The sequence below is a fragment of the Phyllobacterium sp. A18/5-2 genome, from assembly GCF_025452215.1.
In the GTDB taxonomy this organism is placed as follows: domain Bacteria; phylum Pseudomonadota; class Alphaproteobacteria; order Rhizobiales; family Rhizobiaceae; genus Phyllobacterium; species Phyllobacterium sophorae.
The window spans coordinates 1,237,180-1,252,309 of record NZ_CP104967.1; the positions used below are offsets into that span (position 1 = coordinate 1,237,180).

10 protein-coding genes and 4 pseudogenes are annotated in these 15,130 nt (G+C 55.6%); 7 read left to right on the forward strand and 7 right to left on the reverse strand.

Annotated features, from left to right (window positions below):
- Positions 1-12 precede the first annotated feature (12 nt).
- The 5 genes and pseudogenes from N8E89_RS24675 to N8E89_RS24695 all read left to right on the forward strand — a co-directional run bounded on the left by N8E89_RS24675 (position 13) and on the right by N8E89_RS24695 (position 5,112).
- Positions 13-910 (forward strand): annotated as a pseudogene (locus N8E89_RS24675) (sugar phosphate isomerase/epimerase family protein).
- Between the two features lie 117 nt (positions 911-1,027).
- A complete protein-coding gene (locus N8E89_RS24680) occupies positions 1,028-2,239 on the forward strand; it encodes an ABC transporter substrate-binding protein (RefSeq protein WP_262262445.1) in 1,212 nt (403 codons plus the stop codon).
- Positions 2,240-2,311: 72 nt separating this feature from the next.
- A pseudogene (locus N8E89_RS24685) lies at positions 2,312-3,215 on the forward strand (carbohydrate ABC transporter permease).
- 47 nt (positions 3,216-3,262) lie between these two features.
- On the forward strand, positions 3,263-4,039 hold the full coding sequence (locus tag N8E89_RS24690) for a carbohydrate ABC transporter permease (protein WP_262263321.1): 777 nt from the start codon (positions 3,263-3,265) through the stop codon (positions 4,037-4,039).
- Between the two features lie 8 nt (positions 4,040-4,047).
- A complete protein-coding gene (locus N8E89_RS24695; RefSeq protein ID WP_262262446.1) occupies positions 4,048-5,112 on the forward strand; it encodes an ABC transporter ATP-binding protein in 1,065 nt (354 codons plus the stop codon).
- Positions 5,113-5,382: 270 nt separating this feature from the next.
- On the opposite strand, the gene N8E89_RS24700 is transcribed toward N8E89_RS24695, so the two are convergent.
- On the reverse strand, positions 5,383-5,964 hold the full coding sequence (locus N8E89_RS24700) for a TetR/AcrR family transcriptional regulator (RefSeq protein WP_262262447.1): 582 nt from the start codon (positions 5,962-5,964) through the stop codon (positions 5,383-5,385).
- A 120-nt stretch (positions 5,965-6,084) separates the two neighbouring features.
- On the opposite strand from N8E89_RS24700, the gene N8E89_RS24705 reads away from it, so the two are divergent.
- A complete protein-coding gene (locus N8E89_RS24705; protein ID WP_262262448.1) occupies positions 6,085-7,113 on the forward strand; it encodes a saccharopine dehydrogenase family protein in 1,029 nt (342 codons plus the stop codon).
- Between the two features lie 93 nt (positions 7,114-7,206).
- Here N8E89_RS24705 and N8E89_RS24710 read toward each other — a convergent pair.
- From N8E89_RS24710 to N8E89_RS24720, 3 genes and pseudogenes are all read right to left on the reverse strand, one after another.
- Positions 7,207-8,043, reverse strand: a pseudogene (locus N8E89_RS24710) (ABC transporter ATP-binding protein).
- A gap of 10 nt (positions 8,044-8,053) precedes the next feature.
- Positions 8,054-9,052, reverse strand: coding sequence for an ABC transporter substrate-binding protein (locus N8E89_RS24715; protein WP_262262449.1), 999 nt, complete (start codon positions 9,050-9,052; stop codon positions 8,054-8,056).
- Positions 9,053-9,080: 28 nt separating this feature from the next.
- A complete protein-coding gene (locus N8E89_RS24720) occupies positions 9,081-9,863 on the reverse strand; it encodes an ABC transporter permease (RefSeq protein ID WP_262262450.1) in 783 nt (260 codons plus the stop codon).
- Between the two features lie 534 nt (positions 9,864-10,397).
- Between N8E89_RS24720 and N8E89_RS24725 the strand changes: the two genes are divergently transcribed.
- Positions 10,398-11,066: a TetR/AcrR family transcriptional regulator gene (locus N8E89_RS24725; protein ID WP_262262451.1), complete on the forward strand. Its 669-nt coding sequence runs from the start codon at positions 10,398-10,400 to the stop codon at positions 11,064-11,066.
- 682 nt (positions 11,067-11,748) lie between these two features.
- Here N8E89_RS24725 and N8E89_RS24730 read toward each other — a convergent pair.
- The 3 genes and pseudogenes from N8E89_RS24730 to N8E89_RS24740 form a co-directional block, all read right to left on the reverse strand.
- Entirely contained in the window at positions 11,749-12,792 is a 1,044-nt protein-coding gene (locus tag N8E89_RS24730; protein WP_262262452.1) for an amidohydrolase family protein, read from the reverse strand.
- 150 nt (positions 12,793-12,942) lie between these two features.
- A pseudogene (locus tag N8E89_RS24735) lies at positions 12,943-14,022 on the reverse strand (ABC transporter ATP-binding protein); the annotation flags it as partial.
- A 34-nt stretch (positions 14,023-14,056) separates the two neighbouring features.
- On the reverse strand, positions 14,057-15,130 hold the full coding sequence (locus tag N8E89_RS24740) for a Gfo/Idh/MocA family protein (protein WP_262262453.1): 1,074 nt from the start codon (positions 15,128-15,130) through the stop codon (positions 14,057-14,059).

Genomic DNA, 15,130 nt, shown 5'->3' on the forward strand with positions numbered 1-15,130 from the left:
AGGAGCATTAGAGTGAGCGACCCGGCAAAAGCCATCCGTATCGGCACCATGATCAAGGGTAATGCACCCGATCCCGCCGCTTATGTCAAAAGCATCCTGCCGCATGGTTTCGAAAGTATCGAACCCTTCTTCTGGCAGGTGATGAACAAGAATCTGCCGCGGCTGGCCGCAGAGCTGAAAGAGGCAATTGGGGATGCGGATGTGACAATATCAACGCTCGGCATGTTCGGCAATCCGCTCGAGGATACTGAAATTGACCGCGAAACCCTCAAAGGCTGGGAAGCGCTGATCGACAATGCCCACCTTTTTCGGCGCAACCACGATTGCAGGCTTTACGGGGCGAATTCGCGGCAAACCGATTGAGGAGAGCTTGCCGCAATTCCGGCGGGTCTGGACCGAACTCGCCATGCGCGCCGCCGACAAGGGCGTGAAGCTGGCCTTTGAAAACTGCGCCATGGATGGCAATTGGGCAAGCGGTGACTGGAACATTGCCCACACTCCCGATGCCTGGGAGATGATCTTCAACGAAGTTCCCGCTGACAATCTTGGTCTCGAATGGGAACCATGTCATCAGATGGTCTATCTCATCGACCCGCTGCCGCAGATCCGCAAATGGGCGCCGAAGATTTTCCATGTTCACGGTAAGGACGCAACGATCCGCTGGGAAGTCATTCGCGAGCACGGCATCTTCGGCAAGGAAAGGTTCGTGTTCATGCGTTCGCCGGGTTTTGGCGACACCAACTGGGTGGATGTAATTTCTGAACTGCGCCTCGCAGGCTGGTCGGGATCGATCGACATCGAAGGCTGGCATGATCCGGTCTACCGCAACGAACTGGAAATGACCGGACAGGTCCAATCGCTCAATCATCTGAAACAAAGTCGTGGCGGCGCATTCGTCGCCAATCCTTGATTTCCCCAAGCGGGCCCGCTGCCGGACGGGAGTTCCGGAGATGACACAACGCCAATACCGGGAAAACGTGCCAACAAGAAGCACCCAAATCCGGTCCAGCCACACGAGGAGGAAGCGATGAAACGCATATCACATTGGATCGCAGCTGCTGCGCTGCTCATTTCCGGTGCTGCTGCTCAAGCCGAGCCGGTGACATTGGACATTTGGACGATCGATCGGCCAGATCAGTATATGTATCTTTTGAAGGATGAATTCGAGCAGGCCCATCCCGACATCAAGCTAAACATCAAAACCGTTCAGTTTCGCGACATGGTCAATGATCTGGCGCGCGCCACCGCGACCGGGGAATCGCCCGATGTGACATACATTGACAATCCGGAAGTTGCGCTGTTTGCCTCCCGCGGTCTGCTGCTCGATCTTAGCGAGATGCTGGCGGAATCAAAAGTCATCAAGAAGGACGATATCTTCCCCGGTCCCCTCTCATCGGTGACCTGGGATGACAAGATTTACGGTGTTCCCCGCGGCGCCAATACAATCGCGCTTTACTACAATGCCGACATGTTCAAGGCGAAAGGGCTCGATCCCGACAAACCGCCCAGGACATGGGATGAACTTTACGCAGCCGCCAAGAAACTCAATGATCCAGCCAAGAATGTCTATGGTCTGGCATTTTCCGCGGTCGCTACAGAAGAAGGCACGTTCCAGTTCCTGCCCTGGCTGCAGATGGCAGGCGGCGACTACAACAAGGTCGACACGGAAGGCGGCGAGAAGGTTCTGAACTTCTGGGGCAAGCTCATCGACGAAAAGCTCGCTTCTCCAGATACCTTGATCCGCAGCCAATATGATTCAACTGGAACATTCAACGCTGGCAATGCGGCGATGGCAATCTCGGGTCCGTGGGAATTGCCGCGCATGGGACGGGAAGCAAAATTTGACTACCGCGCTGCCCTTCTGCCGGTACCCCAGGACGGCGCCACCCGTGCATCTGCCCTGGGCGAAGGCGACAATGTTATTCTTGCCAAGAGCGAACATCCCAAAGAGGCCTTTATCCTCCTCGAATTTCTTTACGCCAAAATGCCTGATGTCTGGAACCGCTTCGGTTTTGTCCCGGCGGCGAACGTACAGTCGAACAATCCTAATAATCCCGCGATCTATGCAGTGTTCGAAGAGAGCATGAAATATGCCCGCAATCGCGGTCCGCATCCCGAGTGGCCAAAAATATCGAAGGCGATCTACACCGCCATTCAGTCATCGCTGACGCATCAGAGCGATGCGAAGACGGCGCTTGCTGCCGCGCAAAAGCAGATCGACAGTGTTTTGAACGACTAGGGCTGTTGTCTGTCGCTTTCCCGCCAATGCGGGGAGCGACATCTCTATTGAAGCGGCGAGCGGGAGGACGCGATGCAGGGCATTATCAGAACCATCCGGGATGGCAGTGGATTTGACATGCTGCTGCTTGGACTTGCCCTTGTTTATTTGGTTGCGTTTTCCGCCTTTCCGATCATCTACAATATCATCATGTCACTGCAGACCGTCGACATGTTTACGATCACCTCGTTCAAGCGTCCCTTTGTTGGCCTGGAGAACTACGACACTATTTTTTTCGCAGCCGATTGCCGCGACCGTTTTGTGGAACACCGTGAAATTCGTCGTGCTGTCGATCGTGTTCCAGCTTTCGATTGGCTTTGGCCTTGCGCTCTTCTTCCAGCAGGATTTTCCGGGCGCGACCTATTTGCGCGGCCTGTTTCTTGCCGGATGGATCATGCCGGCGCTCGTTGTGGGCGCCATCTGGAAATGGCTCTTTGCCGGTGATTTCGGCGTTATCAACTATGTGCTGACGGCACTTGGTCTCACCGATGATCGCATCTTCTGGCTATCGGATCCGAATGTCGCCCTCTACGCCGTCATAATTGCCAATATCTGGCTCGGTATTCCCTTCAATATGATTTTGCTTTCGGTGGGCCTTGCGAGCATTCCGCGTGATGTCTACGAGGCGGCGGAACTGGACGGTGCCGGTCCCCTTGAACGCTTCCGATCAATTACCCTGCCTTTGATGCGAGCGCAGCTTGGCGCGGTCATTTCGCTCGGCGTCATTTTCACGCTGCAACAATTCGATCTGATTGCTGCGTTGACGCAAGGCGGCCCGGCCGACAGCTCCAATGTCGCCCAGTACTGGTCGTGGCAACTGTCATTCCAGACTTATGAAATATCCCTCGGCAGCGCCGTTTCCGTGCTCATGATTCTCTTCGTTATCATCGTTGCCGCAGTCTATGTCCGATCCACTCGTCACGAACACAGCTACTGAAGAGAGACCCCGTGAAACGCTACGTCCTTCTCGTCATCGGTCTGATCATGACGGCAATCTATCTATTTCCGCTCTATTGGATGTACCTGACGGCCCTGAAGGGCAGCAGTGAGATCTTTCAGTATCCGCCAACGTTCTGGCCTAGCGATCCACAGTGGAATTTTCTGGAGATCTGGAAGAACCGCGACATGGGTCGTTACATCTGGAATTCACTGCTCATCGCCATCGGCGTTACAATTCTGGTGACAATGCTCGGGACCGGCTGCGCCTACGTCTTATCGCGTGTTCGTAACGTGTGGATGGAGATTGCTCTGTTCGCGATCCTGATGATGCAGGTCTTGCCATCTTCGTTGATGGTGACGCCGATATTCGTCATGTTCAATCAGATCGGTCTTTTGGCCAGCCCGCGCATTGCGGTCATCCTGGCGCAAACTGCCAAGGTGCTGCCCCTCTATATCGTGCTTTGCCGTGCCACTTTCGTGCAGGTACCGCGTGAACTTGAAGAGGCGGCGCTCGTGGACGGGTCATCGCGCATTGGCGCGTTCTTCCGGATTATGCTGCCCTTGGCGCGCAACGGCATTCTGGTCACATCCGTGCTGATCTTTCTGCAATCCTTCGGCGAATATGTTTATGCCCGTTCGCTGATCGCCAAGAACGAACTGCAAACAGCAACGGTGGGTCTGCAGACGTTCATGGGCCCCAATGCCAATGACTGGAACGGCATCATGACCTACGCGGCTATTTATGTAACGCCCATCCTGATCGTATTCATGCTGTTGCAACGGCGTATCGTCAGCGGCCTCACCGCCGGCGCGCTTAAATGAGGTGAATCATGTTCCAGATCGAGATCGACAATCTGAACAAGCATTATGGCGGGTTCCACGCGCTTCGGGACGTCAACATTTCCATCAAACAGGGCTCGTTCGTCGCCCTTGTCGGACCGTCCGGCTGCGGTAAGTCGACGTTGCTGCGCACCCTCGCCGGGTTGGAGAAAACCAGCTCCGGCGATGTCCGTATTGCCGGTCAAAGCGTCATCGGCAAACCTCCGCGTGAGCGCGACGTCGCCATGGTGTTTCAGTCCTACGCGCTCTACCCGCATATGGATGTCGAGCACAATATGAACTATTCGATGCGCCTGAAGCGCCGTCCCAAGGACGAGATTGCCGAGCGCACGCGAGCCGCCGCAGAGACCCTCGGTCTTGGCAGTCTGTTGGATCGTTTGCCTAAAGCCTTGTCGGGCGGTCAGCGGCAACGCGTCGCCATGGGCCGGGCCATTGTGCGCAATCCGAAAGTGTTCCTGTTCGATGAACCGCTCTCCAATCTCGATGCCGCGCTGCGCGTCCACATGCGCAGCGAGATCCGCAAGCTGCACGAGCGCCTGAGCGCCACATCGGTCTACGTCACGCACGATCAGGTAGAGGCGATGACCATGGCCGACCATGTCGTCGTTATGCGCGCCGGCATTATCGAGCAACAGGGAAGTCCGCTTGACCTCTATGACCGCCCGGCGAACAAGTTTGTCGCCGGTTTCATTGGTTCACCGGCAATGAACTTCCTGCCTGCGACCGCAGCCCACAATGGCGCGTTGGTGCTCGACAGCGACAGCGTCCGTATCGGTTTCAATCGCGACATCGCTGCTGGCCGGCAAGTCTGGATCGGCATGCGGCCCGAACATCTTTCCCTGAAGCCGGGCGTCAACGACATGGCCATTGGGGCCACCGTTACCGGCATTGAGTCAACGGGAAGTATGACCTTCGTGGTTCTTGAGGTCGCATCGCAACCAGTCGTTTTGGCCCACGCCGGCAGGCCCGAGGCTTGCAAAGGTGACCAAGTCCGCTTGCATATCGCCTTGGACAATCTGCATTTCTTTGATCGAGCGACAGAGCTGGCAGCATAGCGGTTCAGCAGTTTTATGTTGATAGTTCGCCGAAAGCGAACGCTGCCTAGACGACTTTGAGTAATAGCGGCTTCAATCATTCCAGCGCGTCGGCTTTGACAAAGTTTATACTGTCGGAACTGCCCGCAATGCGACCGTCAGGCTGGCCTCCATCTCTCAAAGGGCCTGTCCCCTTTGTCGCTCTAAAAATCTCCCTTTCCGTCCTGGCCAGCCTCGCCGTCCGGCCCACCGACAATGCCAAGGATAAGTGTTGATGGGCCGAGCGCTCGCTCAACTTTGACTTGCCTGAAGCAGAGCGCTTGCCGCCTGCTGTAGCAGTGGTTTCGCCTCCCCGGCGTCGAACATCTGTGAACTGACAAACGCGCCATTGATAAGTAATGCCAACTGCCCAGCGAGTTCTGCGGGTCTGTTCGCCCCCAGTTGCTCAGCGAGTTCATGAAGTCGCCGCCTCAACTCGGCTTTATGCGCGGCCGCTACTTTGCGGGCAGGATGCTGGATTTCAGCAAATTCAGCTGCAACATTGATTTGGGGACAGCCACGATAGGCTGGGCGATTGACACGCTCGCCAATCCAATTGAGGTGAGACTCCAACTCTCCTTTTGGATCGCCAACATGCATTCGAGCGACCTTGTCCCAAATGCCCCAGAAGTCTTTGTCCTCGCGCTCGAGGAATGCCGCGACGAGATCGTCTTTCGTGCGGAAGTGTCGATATAGGCTCGTCTTCGCAACTTCGGCCTTTTCGACAATGAGGTCCACGCCAACCGCGCGAACGCCTTGCTGGTAAAAAAGGTCCGACGCCGTCTGCAGAATGCGCTGGCGAACCTCTTGCAGGTTTAACTCCGAATTCTTCACGCGTCCTCCGTTGGTTTCATGGCGCCGGTTATCAAGAATCTCTCTATCAAAAAATCGCTTGACGCGCTACAGACCTGTGCGTATAGCAACAGACAGGTCTGTAGCATTGAGGGGATGAAGATGGCTAACAAGAACAATGAAAATGCAGCGATCGCAGTGTATGGCGCCAACGGGCACACCGGAAAGTTCGTGCTATCGGAGCTGGCGCGCAGAGGCTTGAAGACGGTGGCGGTCGGTCGGAGCGCCGCGAAGTTGGCTCACGCCGGCACCCAAGCCGTCGAAATTCGCGAGGCATCTATCGAAGACGCCAATTCGCTCGACAGGGCATTTTTGGGAGTGGCAGCCGTTATCAACTGCGCCGGCCCGTTTTTGGATACGGCCGATGCGGTGGCCACAGCAACTTTGCGGGCGGGTGCCCATTACTTTGATGTGACGGCTGAACAGGCCAGCGCATTATCGACGTATGACACCTTCGATAGTGACGCAAAGCAAGCCGGGCTGGTTTTTATACCTGCCATGGGGTTCTACGGCGGTTTTGCGGATTTGCTTGTGTCAGCAATACGCGGTGATTGGGACTCGGTCGACGATATTCGGATCGGCATCGCGCTGGATAGCTGGCATCCGACAATCGGCTCCCGCAATACCGGAGAGCGCAACACGGCTCGGCGATTGGTGGTCGCTAATGGGCAGTTGGCACCAGTGTCTCTGCCGGCTGCAGTACAGGAGTGGAAGTTTCTCCAACCGTTCGGTCCTCAGCAAGTCATCGAACAGCCATTCTCGGAGATTTCCGTTATCAACCGGCATCTGCGCAGCACGGAGATTTATACATATCTTAATGAGACAGCGTATCGGGACGTCCATGATCCGAGGACACCGCCACCTGCGCCGGCGGATGAATCAGGTCTTTCGGCGCAGCGCTTCATGGTCGAGGTCATGGTTCGGAAGGTGAACGAAGAGCGCCACATTTCCGCTTTTGGTCGCGACATCTACGCCTTTACTGCCCCGCTCGTGTGCGAGGCAGTTCAGCAAGTACTTGCGGGTAAAGCGCGCGTACACGGGGCGCAGGCGCCTGGCGCTGTCTTCGACGCGCTCGAATTCCTCAACGCCCTGACGCCTGACCACCTGTCTTTCCAGTCTTCGGGTATCTAGCGGTCAGGCGCCACCCTGCCCCGCACCTTGCGGCCCGTTGGCAAATTGCAAAAACGTCTGCCGCTTAAAAATCAAGCAGCCAACGCGACGGTTTTAGTGGTCGTCCAAAGACCCTTGCGCATAGAAATGGGCCCGGATCATTCGCGTATAGGAGGCAAATTCCGGGGTAGCCATTACATTCAACGAACGCGAGCGCGGCAAATCAATGTCATAAGTTGCCGCAATTGACCCTGGACGTTCACTCATCACGATGACGCGGTCGGAAAGAAAGACTGCCTCCGGGATACTATGGGTAATGAGCAGGACTGTCTTTCGAGATTCAAGCCAGATGCGTTGAAGTTCGATGTTCATCTTCTCTCGGGTCATTGCATCCAACGCGCCGAACGGTTCGTCCATTAACATGACAGCCGGATCGTGCAGCAAGGCTCTGCAGATCGACGCACGTTGCTGCATGCCACCGGAAAGCTGCCATGGATATTTTTTTCTCAAAGCCTTTCAGACCGGCCATCTCGATAAGCTGCTGCGCGCGTTTCGCGCCGCAGCCATATCCATTCCCCGCATTTCAGCCTGAAGCAGAATATTGTTGTTCACATTCCGCCACGCCATGAGCACAGCATTCTGGAAAACAATGCCGACATTCGTCTGTGGCCCAACGATGCGGCGGCCACCGATCCTTATTTCACCTCCTGAGGCGGGCGCGAGGCCGGCGACCAGTTTGAGCAACGTACTTTTGCCGCAGCCCGAGGGACCGACCACGGAAACAAACTCACCTTCGTTGATGGAAAGGTCTATCGGGCGCAATGATTCCGTGGGGCCATCGCGCCCTGGATAGGTCTTCGTTACTCCCCGTACTTCGATCAAGGGCACGTGGATTTTTGGAGGTTTGGCGGTTGGGCGCTCAGCGTCTTTCTGCATCGAAACAGCTAACATCCTTGACCTTTCACGGTAGAAACTCGTTGGTAAAGAACTTCGATGCGTTCATATCCGATTTGTCGATGCCACCGGTATCGACCATGGTTTGGATTGTCTTTTCCATCGCCTGCGAGCTTACCCGAAGTGGCTTTTGGCCGACTGTATCTTGTGTATGGAACAGCGGGATGGCTGTTTTCAGCCCCGACATCAGGCTTTCCTTGGCACCCGCTTTGGGAAAGGCGACCAGCAACGCATCCACCGCCGCTTCGGGTTCCTTGACCGCATCCTCGAACGCCAGCGTCGCTGCCCGCATGAACCGCCGGATCATTTCGGGGTGTTCTTTCAAAGTAGCAGTATTGACGATGAACGACGATCCGACGCTGTCGACCCCGTGATCGGCAAAAAGCATCAAGCTGACCGGCTTCTTGGTGACGAATTCGATCTGGTTTCCCTGATCCGTCGCAAAACCAAGCAGGGCATCTGCCTGACCGTTGATGACTGCATTGATCTTCGTCTTCGCGTCGCCAGTCACGGTTTTGTAATCGGTGTCCTTTAGTCCATTCTTCTCCAAAAACAGCGGCCAGGCTTGCGATGGCGAGTCGCCCGCCGTCATCGCGATGGTTTTACCCTTGATGTCTGACGGTTGAAGTATCTTTTTTTCACTGAGGCTAATAACTGCGAAGGGGCTGCGCTCCAGGGCCGAACCGACCGATATGACTGGCGCGCCCTTTGAAACGAGCTTCATCATCGTGGTGATGTCGGCAAAGCCAATGGTTACGTTTTCCGCCGCGACAGCCTGGACGGTCGGTCCGGAGCCCTTCCCCTCCTGTACTTCCAGGTCCAGCCCCTCTTTTTCAAAGTAACCCTTTTGCTTTCCCAGTAAAATGGGAGCATGCAAACCCGTCGCATACCAGTTCAGCATGAGCGTTACCTTGTCGAGGGATTGTGCCCTCGCCGAGGCGACGACGATCGCCGTTACCATGACGGCAGCCATGCAGGCCTTGAGCGAATTGCCGACTTTCATCATTCTCCTCCTATGATTCACACCGAATTTGTTAATGCACTTGCGTGGAATCCAACCTATTGGAGACATGCCACGGCAGAAGGTATTTCTCCAACGCGTCGATAATCATGAACAGGATCACCCCCATAAGGGACAGGACGATCAATGCGGCGAACATCAGCGGCAGATCGAAGTTGCCGTTGGCACGCTGCAAGACGTAACCGATACCCGCGTTTGATCCCACGAATTCGCCGACCACTGCGCCAACAACTGCCAAGGTAACGGATACCTTCATGCTGGAAAAAATAGCCGGCATGGCATTCGGCAGGCTAACTTTGTAGAACATCTTCCAGCGTGAGCCGCCCATCGATCTGACAAGATCGACCATGTCGGCCTCCAGCGACTTGAACCCCATGACTGTCGAAACCACCACAGGAAAGAAACCGAGCAGAAAGGCAACGATAATCTTTGGCAAAATGCCGAAGCCGAACCAGACGACAAACAACGGCGCTATCGCGACCTTGGGAACGCTTTGGGAGAAAACAAGCAAAGGGTAGAGGTAGCTTTCGACAGTTCGCGAATATGCAATCAGCATAGCAAGCGGAACGCCGATAAGGACTGAAAGTGCAAATCCGCCGAGCGTGGCGACCAAAGTGGGAACGGCCTCTGCCAGGAGCATCGGTCCCTCGAGGACGAGTTGCTCAAGGACCTGCCACGGCGGCGGGACAAGATAGGCTGGTACATTCAACAGCCTGACTGAAATATCCCACACGACGATGACGATGGCCACCAAGAGGATCGGTCGGAGCCAAGCTGAATTAAAAGCGTTTCGCATACGCATTCCTCCCGGCATTGTCTGGCAACGACTACGCCAATGCCATCATCAGCAACTGAAGTGCCAATCAAACGATTGTCCGTCCACCGTCGCCCCGCGGCATAAATTCGTATTCACGCACTGCCGAAATGCCGCGATATCGCAGCAAATCAACGAGGCTCGCGAACACGAATTCCTGCGAGGGGACTTGGATGCTCAGCTGACCAGGACTGGCGACTGCAGATCGGTCAGACGTGCATTCGGCGGCGGACTGTTTGCTTCCCATTGAAATGCTCCTCCCTTGGAGTAACTCAATAGTTACTTTTTGTCTTAAGAGTTGTCAACAGCTTGTAAGAAGGTGTCCCCTGCGAATGATAAAGCGCATAGCGTCGGCATTTTCAACGTCGCGCCTCTTAAAACGCCTGTCACATCTTGGATAACTATATAGTTACGGCACTTGGCTTGTTGTTGTATTTGTGACAAGTTACCATTCGAAAAAGACTCGGCGTCTCAATTGGGTGTCAGACATGTTGCATGTTGTTCTGGAGTGAAAAGTTGACTGAGCAAGGAACGGCAGACCCGGAACGCAAAGCACGCGCGCCCAGCGCGCGAGCCGACGCCACAAAAAAGCGCATCTTGAGCGCGGCAATCGAACAGTTCACCTTGAAGGGACTTGCCGGCGCGAGGGTCGACGAAATCGCCGACGCCGCTCGGGTGAACAAGCGCATGCTCTACGCCCATTTTGGCAGCAAGGAGGAACTGTGGCTCGCCGTTCTTGAGGATGCCTATAGTCGCAAGCGCAACGAGGAACGCTTGCTGGAAGTCGGCTCACTGCCCCCGGAACGGGCCATGGCACTTCTCGTGGCATTCAACCTGAGGTATGTCGTTGAGCATCCGGAGTTCGTGCGCATCCTCAACGAAGAAAACCTGCACCAGGCAAGCTATATCCGGCAAAGCCGATTTGTGAAAAGCCTTTACCCGCCGCTGCTGGAACTGCTGGACCAAGTCCTGCTCGACGGAGTCCGCAAAGAGGTTTTCCGCGAGGGCATATCGCCGATGCAACTATACATCACGATTGTTAGTCTCGGTCACTTCTACGTCGCCAACCAGTATACCCTTTCGACGATATTCGATGTCAATCTCATGCACTATAACGCCCTGGCGGAACGGGAAGCGCACAACATCGACGTTGTCTTAAGGTATCTGGCTAAGGTGAAAGTTTAGCATCATTTTCGCGGCCGCTTCTGGCCAGCCAAGGCGCATGAACCACTTGCAGGCTGTCATTTTGCGAATCTTGGCAAGGCCCAGGATCGCGTTCCCCACCCTCCCGCTTTCAAAATGGTCGCGCGTCTTACTGACGAAAGAAGTACGTTTCTGTAACATCAGGCATTTCCTTCGCGTGGTTGCGCGTTGCACTTCGCCCGCCAGACGAGGGTATTGGCTCACGTGGCTGGCGTCGGATTTCTGGTGGCCCAACATTCAGCATGGCTCCACGCCTGCCCAACCATTTGGTGGCCGAGGCACCTAACTTTTCGCGCCGTTTTCATTTTGGGTCGGACACAATATCTGGCTTCATGCTTCCTATTCCGATGTCGTAAACGGCTACCTGCTCGTCGAAGGCCCTTAAGATCGCGCGCGCCGAGCGCAACCATCGCATTCTTACCAAGCACGGTATGCGCGACGGAATGATCGACAAGGATTGGCCGGTCATCGGCCGACGAACACAGTCTCGACGGCAGGTTCACGACAGGGCCGATCGCAGTGTAGTCAAAGCGGGGCTCCATAATTCGCCCGACCTTCGCCCTCAAACCGACTGCGTGGCCGCGCAGCCGCCAATCGGAAATCAGGCGCTGAAACCGCATCGAAATTGCGAAATCGTTGCGTGACCGGCCGCGTCATCAAGAATTTAAAATTGGGGCGTGAAGCTGGGCCTTGAGAAGTTTTGCGCGTTGCGATTTGCAATACGGGCAAAATCAGATGCCGAAATACCCAGCCCTTGGATCGATTTGAGTGTTTCCCGCACCAGATAGGAACCGCCTTCGGCATCGAACGGAAAATCGCTTGCGAACATGACATGATCGATTCCAAAGAAGTCCAGGCCGCATCGGAGTGCGCCCGTCGCTCCCGAGAGGGCGGTATCGCCAAAATACGCCTTGAAGTAAGCCAAAGCCGGGTGTCTCAGCGGGACTGGCAGCAAATCCGCATCTGATGGTGGCGTGCGCGCACCCATTTCCAACCCCCAACCCTGTTCGATGCGCCCCGCAAAGAAGGGAACCATTCCACCCATATGATGGGTTAGAATTCGAAGGTGTGGATGGCGGTCGAACAGTCCGGAGAAAACCAATCGCGACAGCGCAACTGTGGTTTCATAAGGCCAGCCGAAGCACCACCAGATCTCGTATTTCGACTTCTTCTCGGTTGGATAGTCGGGCACCGGCCCGCGGATCGGGTGTAACCAAATCGGACGCCCCGATGCGGCAAGAGTGTCCCATGCGGTGAAGAATCTCGGATCGTCCAAGGGAATTCCTTGCACATGTGAAGGCAACTGAAACCCAATGGCGCCCATATCCAAAGCTCGCTGGATCTCTCTACAAGCCTCCTCGGCGTTCATGAGCGATAGCCCCGCCACGAAATAGGGAAAGCGATCAGGATATTGGGTGACCAGTGCGACCAAGCCGTCGTTCATCAGTCGCGCCAGCGATTGAGCTTCGCTCGGATCGGCAATTTCGTCAAACGCGGGCATGGACGGCGTGAGGATCTGCTTGTAGCCGCAAAATTGATCCATCAAGCGGAAACGTTCATCCAAATCGAATAGGGAACGGAGCGTCATCCAGCGCTTTAACGGCCCCGATGCGTTCGAAACGGTGTTGAGTTTTGCGAAATATGCCTGCGGAAAGATGTGCGTCCAGGCATCCAGCAAATGCGGCTCCGAAGTCTGATCGTTGTCCAAGGTGCTTCCCTACCCTAACGTCCAACTGGACGACCTGCGCATCGCCGGAGGAAATCGCAAGCTACGACAGCCGTGCGTCTAGCTTGCAGCATGGTAGCGATCCGAAACAGAACCTCCGCCATTGACGGCCGCATGTTCTTCATGCGCTTGAATGGCCACGCCATCGGCGCTGAATACGTGGCAGCGCGCCGGGTCGAAATAAACCTTGATATTTGCGCCGCGCTCCACGTTCTGCTGGCCATCCAGCGCGACGGTCAACTGCTGGCCATCGGGCGTAGTTGTATAGAGCATCGTCGCGCCGCCGAGATTCTCGACCAGATCGACATTAACGGTGGCCAGTGCGATACCCGCCTCCCTGTCGGCAACCAGATGCTCAGGTCGGATGCCAAAGGCGACCTTATCTTCTTTCGTGCCGCCATTCAGCTGCCATGGCAGACGCATCTTATTCCCACCGACACATAGATCAGTATGGTTGGCACTGATTTCCTCGATGCGGGCATCAAGGAAGTTCATCTTCGGACTGCCGATAAAGCCGGCCACGAAACGGTTGACCGGGTTATTATAGAGTTCCAAAGGCGCACCGACCTGTTCGATCCGGCCAGCGTTTAACACGACGATCTTGTCAGCCATGGTCATCGCTTCGACCTGATCGTGGGTTACATAGATCATGGTATTGCCGAGCTTGCGATGAAGGCGCGAGATTTCCACCCGCATCTGTACGCGAAGTTCCGCATCGAGGTTGGAGAGTGGTTCATCGAACAGGAAGATGCGCGGCTCGCGTACAATGGCACGACCGATCGCAACGCGCTGACGCTGCCCGCCGGAAAGCTGCTTGGGTTTGCGTTCAAGAAGTTTCTCGATCTGCAGGATCTGCGCGGCGCGGCGCACACGCGGTTCGATTTCAGCTTTTTTGTATCCGGCGGTTTCCAGACCAAAGGCGAGATTTTTATAGACTGACATGTGCGGATAAAGTGCATAGGACTGGAACACCATGGCGATGCCGCGTTTGGCTGATGCCACCTCGTTCATTCGCTCTCTATCAAGAAGCAGCGCGCCACCGCTGATTTCCTCCAGCCCGGCGATCATGCGCAACAGGGTCGACTTCCCGCAGCCCGAAGGGCCGACGAAGACGACGAATTCGCCAGGTTCAATGTTGAGGTCGATGCCGTGGATGACGTCGACTGTTCCATAGCGCTTTTCAACCTTTTCAAGAACTACACTGGTCGACATGTCCCAAATCCTCTCTTTCGACTGATCTTAGACCTCATCGCGTGGTTGCACGCCATGTGGCATATTTCGGGCTGTCACCCTTGATTGGAAGCGTCACTTCGCAACCCGCATCTGAAGACTGGTAGATGGCCGTGACGAGTTCCAACGCATCGCGCGCATCGCGACTTGTGACCGGAAGCGGGCCCTGCCCGTTCAGATGGCGGTGAAAGTGCCGCATCTGCGTCGTGAAGCGCGGAGCAACCGGCGTCCAATCTGCAATCAGTGCATCAATCTGCCCCTGGACCTGGTCGTTGGCCGCGATGATTCTCCAGGGATCCTTGCCGGGTGCATAAGGCTCATGGCTGCTTTCAAAAGTTACATTTTGAAAGTGGAGCCGCAAACGGCTGATCTCCTCCTGAGATCCGAGCGTGCACGACAGCGAAACCAGTGCACCACTTTGCATAAGCAAGCTTGCTGAGGCGCAATCTTCAACTTCAATATCGTTGACACGCGTGCTGACCCGTCCGAAGACCTTCGATACCGGCCCCATCAGATGCATCAGCATGTCATGCTGATGCAGCGCATGTGTCACCAGCACGCCGCCAAGTTCCGTCTCCCATTTGCCCCGCCAGGGCACAGCATAGTATTCGGGAGTCCGTAGCCAGAAAGTCTCTACCGATCCAAGATAAGGCTTTCCGGCAACGCCGGCTGCGATGATACGTTTTGCCTTCTCGATGCCGTCGCCGTAGCGGTACTGGAAGATTGGCATCAATACCCCTTTTGCGACCTTCTCTGCTTGCATGATCGCATCAACGCCAGCGAGCGATCCAGTCAATGGCTTTTCACAGATCACGTGCTTGCCGGCGCGAAGCGCCGCAACGACCTGTTCAAGGTGGATCCCGGGCGGTGTGCAGATATCGATGATATCGATGGTCTCCTCGGTCAGGAGTTCGTCAAAGGATGTCGTACGGCGAGCGATGCCGAATTCGTCGCCAACCTCTTTGAGCCGTACCTCGTTGAGATCGCAGATCGCGGCGATCTTGAACATGTCCGGATGAGGCAGGTAGCCTTCGATGATATGCGATCTCCCGATACCGCAGCCAACGACGGCGACTGTTTTGATACTCAT

Bases quoted from the DNA above. Each gene is read 5' to 3' on its own strand.
- N8E89_RS24740 (WP_262262453.1), bottom strand. From the start codon at position 15,130: ATGAGTATCAAAACAGTCGCCGTCGTTGGCTGCGGTATCGGGAGATCG.
- N8E89_RS24715 (WP_262262449.1), bottom strand. From the start codon at position 9,052: ATGATGAAAGTCGGCAATTCGCTCAAGGCCTGCATGGCTGCCGTCATG.
- N8E89_RS24705 (WP_262262448.1), top strand. From the start codon at position 6,085: ATGGCTAACAAGAACAATGAAAATGCAGCGATCGCAGTGTATGGCGCC.
- N8E89_RS24680 (WP_262262445.1), top strand. From the start codon at position 1,028: ATGAAACGCATATCACATTGGATCGCAGCTGCTGCGCTGCTCATTTCC.
- N8E89_RS24720 (WP_262262450.1), bottom strand. From the start codon at position 9,863: ATGCGAAACGCTTTTAATTCAGCTTGGCTCCGACCGATCCTCTTGGTG.
- N8E89_RS24695 (WP_262262446.1), top strand. From the start codon at position 4,048: ATGTTCCAGATCGAGATCGACAATCTGAACAAGCATTATGGCGGGTTC.
- N8E89_RS24690 (WP_262263321.1), top strand. From the start codon at position 3,263: ATGACGGCAATCTATCTATTTCCGCTCTATTGGATGTACCTGACGGCC.